General features: G+C 70.6%; 5 protein-coding genes. 3 read left to right on the top strand and 2 right to left on the bottom strand.

Annotation, left to right across the window (positions count from 1 at the left end):
- Positions 1 to 970 precede the first annotated feature (970 nt).
- Positions 971 to 3,442 (top strand): protease pro-enzyme activation domain-containing protein, encoded by a 2,472-nt coding sequence (locus tag Q1N79_RS01480; RefSeq protein ID WP_300603164.1) that lies wholly within the window; start codon positions 971 to 973, stop codon positions 3,440 to 3,442.
- A 63-nt stretch (positions 3,443 to 3,505) separates the two neighbouring features.
- Complete coding sequence (locus Q1N79_RS01475) at positions 3,506 to 3,853, top strand: GntR family transcriptional regulator (protein WP_300603161.1); 348 nt, start codon at positions 3,506 to 3,508, stop codon at positions 3,851 to 3,853.
- On the opposite strand, the gene Q1N79_RS01470 is transcribed toward Q1N79_RS01475, so the two are convergent.
- The gene (locus Q1N79_RS01470) at positions 3,808 to 4,209 is read right to left on the bottom strand and encodes a hypothetical protein (RefSeq protein ID WP_300603158.1); all 402 of its coding nucleotides are present in this window, start codon (positions 4,207 to 4,209) and stop codon (positions 3,808 to 3,810) included. The two genes, Q1N79_RS01475 and Q1N79_RS01470, sit on opposite strands and share 46 nt — an antisense overlap.
- Before the next feature lie 57 nt (positions 4,210 to 4,266).
- Positions 4,267 to 4,473 (bottom strand): hypothetical protein, encoded by a 207-nt coding sequence (locus Q1N79_RS01465; RefSeq protein ID WP_300603155.1) that lies wholly within the window; start codon positions 4,471 to 4,473, stop codon positions 4,267 to 4,269.
- A 257-nt stretch (positions 4,474 to 4,730) separates the two neighbouring features.
- Here Q1N79_RS01465 and Q1N79_RS01460 point away from each other — a divergent pair.
- Positions 4,731 to 5,010 (top strand): hypothetical protein (locus Q1N79_RS01460; protein ID WP_300603152.1); only part of this gene is annotated, 280 nt, incomplete at its 3' end.

Below are 5,010 nucleotides of genomic sequence, written 5' to 3'. Positions count from 1 at the left end.
CCCCCAGCCTCGGGCCAGCCGCACACTGCCGGGAGTGAAGGCAACCGGGCCGTTGGCGCAGCCGGCCCGATACGGCCGGGCCGTTGGCGCAGCCGGCCCAGTCAGGCAGGCCGGGGTAGCGGCCGTGCCTGCCCCGCCGGGGCGCTGACCTTTCTTTACCGTGAGCGCCGGGAGCACGAGATCAGCTACCTCGCGCTGCGGCACACCCTGCCCGGCGGCCGGGTACCGCGCTCCGGCGACCCGGCCTGCCCGCAGCAGGAGACGCCGCCGGCGCCGCACCAGGCGCCGCGGATCGCCATCACTGCTTCGCGCTTATGCAGGACGGCCTCGGCACGGTTGCCCTCACCGACAGCCACGGCACCTGGCTCCACTGGCTCATTCCGGGATAACGAGGGCGCGCGCCCGGGGCGTAGCTGTTCAGCCTGGGTGCAAGTGCATAAATCGAATCTCCAGTCGGCCAGGAGCCCCGGCCACGCCCCCGGTCGCGGGGTATGGGCGGCCTCATCATGGGTCGTTGGTGCTCTATATGACCACCTATGACCCATGATCATGCTCCATGCCGGTTTCCGGGAGGTCTTATGCTTGCTGGATCAGCTACCCCGGCTGGTGGGAACAGCGCCAGCGCCCGAACACCTGTGCGGGGACAAGGACGGCAGCGCAGTCGGCGGCTTGGCATGGGCTTATGGGCGCACTGCCGATCGACCTGTCGCGTGGCGAGGATCCGGTGGACCCTGAGCGGGAGCTGCCGGCGCGGGAGCGGCAGAATTTCCTCAGCCAGTACGTGTTGCGGGCGGGTAGGCGGGTTGCGCCGCGGTCACCTCGCAGCCACCTCGCCCGTGGCGGGGCCGGCCCGGGCTGCCCCTCGCAGCGGCGACGCCCGGCTGCGGCACGCCGGATTTAAGAAGTACGCCGTTAAACGGCTTCCGTTGCCGTTAACATCCCCCTCGTAACTGACTAAGCGGGGGAAATTATGAAAAAAGCCTGGCTGGCTCTGCAAGCCATTGGCGTACCGCTACTCGCCGCGGGCACGCTGCTTGGCAGCCAGGCGGCGGCGGTTCCCTCCCTGGCGGCGACCTCTACCGCGGTGTCGTCGTCCGTGTCGGCACGGGTGGTGTTGCGAGCGAGCGGGGCACCGCGGACGCCGGCCGGTGCCACCAGCCTCGGAACGGTGCCAGCCAGTCAGCAGGTTCACTTCGACGTCGTGCTCAAGGTGCGCGATCAAGCCGCCCTGACGGCTTATCTCAGTGGCCTGGCGAACCGGAAGTCGCCCTACTTCCACCGCTTCCTGCGCAAGGGGCAGTTCGGCCCGCTGTTCGGCCCGACGCTTTCGCAGGTGGCGGCGGTCGAGGCGGCCTTGACGGCGGCCGGGCTGTCCCCCGGTCAGGTCACCGCGGACCGGCTGACCATCCCGGTCACGGCGACCGCCTCAGCGATCGAGCACGCCTTCGGCATCAGCCTGCTGAGGTACCGGCTCCCCGGAGGACGGGTGGCCTACGCGAACTCAGCCGCGCCGGAGATCGCCGCGGCTGTGGCCCCGCTTGTCGACGGCGTACTGGGCCTGAACGACCTGTATCAGGCGCAGTCATCGCTGGAGCGGACGCAGCCGGGCCGGGCCGGGCCGCCCAGCCAGGACGTGCCGGCGGCGGCCGGCACGGCAGGACCGCAGCCGTGCGCGGCTGCCAGCGACGCCTGGCCCGACACGATCAACGTGTTCGCGGACTACTACGGAATGTCGCAGCTTTATGGCCTGGACGACTTCGGGCAGGGCGAGCGGATCGCGGTCATGGAGTTCGAGCCGAACCTGCCCTCGGATATCAGCGCCTACGAGTCGTGCTACGGCATCTCCACCCCGGTCACCTACATCACGGTCGACGGCGGCGCGGGGACCGGCGCCGGTTCGGGCGAGGCCGCGCTGGACATCGAGATCCTCGCCGGCCTGGCGCCGGAAGCAACTATCGACGTCTACCAGGCGCCTAACACGATCAGTGAGGGGATGTACGACATCTTCAGCGACTTCGTCGCCGACGACACCGACAGCGTGCTTTCGTCGTCATGGGGACTGTGCGAGTCGGAGTGGGACACCGCGGACCTCAACGCGGACGAGGAACTGGCCGAACAGGCCGACGCGCAGGGCCAGACCATCCTCGCGGCAGCGGGTGACAACGGCTCGACCGCCTGCTCCAGCGCCGGCGCGCCCGACGCCACCCTCGACGTTCTCGCTCCCGCGGTGACGCCCTACATCGTCAGCGTCGGCGGCACGGAGATCGAATCCAGCGGTAGTGAGGTCGTCTGGAACGAGTCGGACAGCGATCTGGGTGCCGGCGGCGGCGGCGTTTCGGCGTACTGGTGCATGCCCGACTACCAGTACCAGCCGTCGATCCCCGGTATTTTCAGCCCGTACGACCCGACGAACTCCGCCTGCACGGACAGCGTGGACTCGCAGGGGTATCAGCGGGAGGTCCCGGACGTCTCGGCTAACGCCGACCCCTACAGCGGCTACGTCATCTACTACGACGGCGCATGGGAAGGCGGCTGGGGCGGAACCAGCGCGGCCACGCCGCTGTGGGCGGCCATCGCCGCGCTCACGGACGCTTCGCCGTTCTGCTCGGCCTATGACTCAGGCCCGGCGGGGGTGCTGCCGCAGGCGCTGTACGCCGCGGTGGCAAGCGACCAGGCCACCATTTACGGCGGTTCTTATCCGCAAGTCATCAAGGACATCACAAGCGGGAACAACGACTACACGCCGTCCGGGTACGCCGACGGCCTTTATCCGGCGACCACGGGTTACGACCTCGCGTCCGGTCTCGGAGCCCCGATCGTCGGAGGTGTCGGCTCGACGGGCGGCGCCAGCACGTACTTCCCTGGCTATACCGCGCTGATGTGCCGGCAGCTGGCCACCGCGCTGACGACGGACCGGGTCGCCGCCGTCTCCCCTGCCACTGGTGTGGCCGGGGAGACGGCGCAAGTCACGATCGACGGCACCGGGTTCCTGCCGATCGCGGGCGCAGACCGGGTCGGGGTCTACTCCGGCGCCACGCTCCTGGCCACGCTGACCCCGTCCTGCACCACCACGGCGTGCACGGTGACGCTGCCGGCCGAATCACCGGGCACCGTGGACCTGCGGGTCTCCGTCGAGGACGGCGCGTACACGAGCGCGGTTCCTGCCGACCGCTTCACCTACGCTGCAGGCGTGCCGCGCATCTCCTCGATTTCGCCGGCCAAGGGTACGGCGGGCGGCGGCACGAAGGTGACCATCCATGGCAGCAACTTCGTTGACGTCAAGTCGGTGACGTTCGGCGGCAAGGCGGGCACCAAGGTAGTGGTCACCTCGACCACCTCACTCACCGTCACCACGCCTAAGGGCACCGAGGGCGCGACGGTCAAGGTGGTCGTGACGGCTGCGGGCGGCGCCAGCAACGTCGTTCTGTACCTGTACACCTAGCTGGCAGGCACTGAGCTCGCGGCGCTTGCGGCTAAGAACCATGGTGTTATCATAATTAGTACCATGGACGAATTCAGCCTTGATCTTTCCGAGCCCACGCCCCTCTACGAGCAGGTCGCCGCCGAGATCCGGCGGGCGATCGCGGACGGTGAAGCGAAGCCCGGCGAGCGGATGCCGCTGGCGAAGGACCTGGCGACGGTCCTCGGCGTGAACAGGAACACGGTGCTGCGCGCGCTGCGCGCGCTGCGGGACGAGGGCCTGCTCGAGTTCCGGCGCGGGCACGGGATCACGGTCGCGGGCACGCCTGAGCGCGGCGCGGTCCTTGCGAAGGTGCGGGAGCTCGTCGCGTTCGCCCGCCGGCACGGCTACCGGCCGGACGAGCTCATCGCGATGATCGAGACGGTCTCGTAAGGGGTCGGCGTGCACCGCATCGTGAGCCGGGCCGGCGTCTCGCACCCGTCGGACACGGCTGACGCGCAGGCGCTGATCCGCGAGGCCAGGCGGCTGCGCCGGCGACGGTGGGCGATCGGGCTGTCGGCCATCATGCTCGCGGCGGCGGCGACGGGTGCCGGGTTCGCGCTGACGTCGGGCGGCGGGCACCGCGGCGCCCGGGTCGCCTCGCCGCGCGGCGCCCGGGTGACCATCCCCGGGCAGCAATCGGCCGGCACGCTGCCGACCGGACCGCTCGTGACGCTGGAGGTGGCCGGGTCGCTCGCCGTCGGGCCGGGCGGCGCTTTGTACGTCGCCGCCCCCGGCCAGCATCGCATCCTCGTCCGGCTGCCGGACGGGACGTTTCGGGCCGTCGCGGGCACGGGGACCGCCGGCTATTCAGGCAACGGGGGGAAGGCGATCGACGCCGAGCTGTCCGATCCGTCCGACCTGACGTTCGCCGCGAACGGCGACCTGTACTTCGCCGACTCCGGGCGGGTCCGTGTCATCGGAACCGGCGGCGTGATCGAGACGGTCGCCGGCGACGGGTCGGCGTCCTCGCCGGCCGGCCCGAATCCGGTCCCCGCGGTGCCGAACGGCACGCCGGCACTGCGGGCCTCGCTTGGCCCGAGCCTGTCGATCGCATTCGGCCCGGGCGGCGTGCTCTACCTGGCCACGAGCACGCAGCTGCTGCGCATGACGCACGGGGGGGCGGCTTTACGCGATCCGGGCACATCGCGTCTCCTTCGGCGACGTCCCGGGCCTGCCGGCCTCGCTGGATCAGAACCTCGGGACAATCGCGCTCGACAACGCGGGCGACCTTTACGTCTCGGGGTTCAACGGCTGGGCCATCTGGCGCGTGGCGCCAGGCGGCGCCGCCACCTACGTCGGCTACGACCGGGGCAGCGGCGGCACGGCGCCCGACCTCGCCCGCGGCCCCGGCGGCGCGGTCTACGCCGGCAACGGCGCCGCGATCGTGCGCGTGACCCCCACCCGCTTCGTTCCCGCGGCCGAACTGTCCGGGGTCGACGGGCAGTACTTCTGGACGATGGACTTCGCGTTCGGCCCGCAGGGCACGCTCTACGCGGACGAGATACCAGGCAACCTCGGCTTCGAGGCCAGGCAGGAGCTGGTGTCGG

It is taken from the genome of Trebonia sp. (genome assembly GCF_030042015.1).
Taxonomy (GTDB): domain Bacteria; phylum Actinomycetota; class Actinomycetes; order Streptosporangiales; family Streptosporangiaceae; genus Trebonia.
This window is presented reverse-complemented; position numbering and strand designations above follow the sequence as displayed.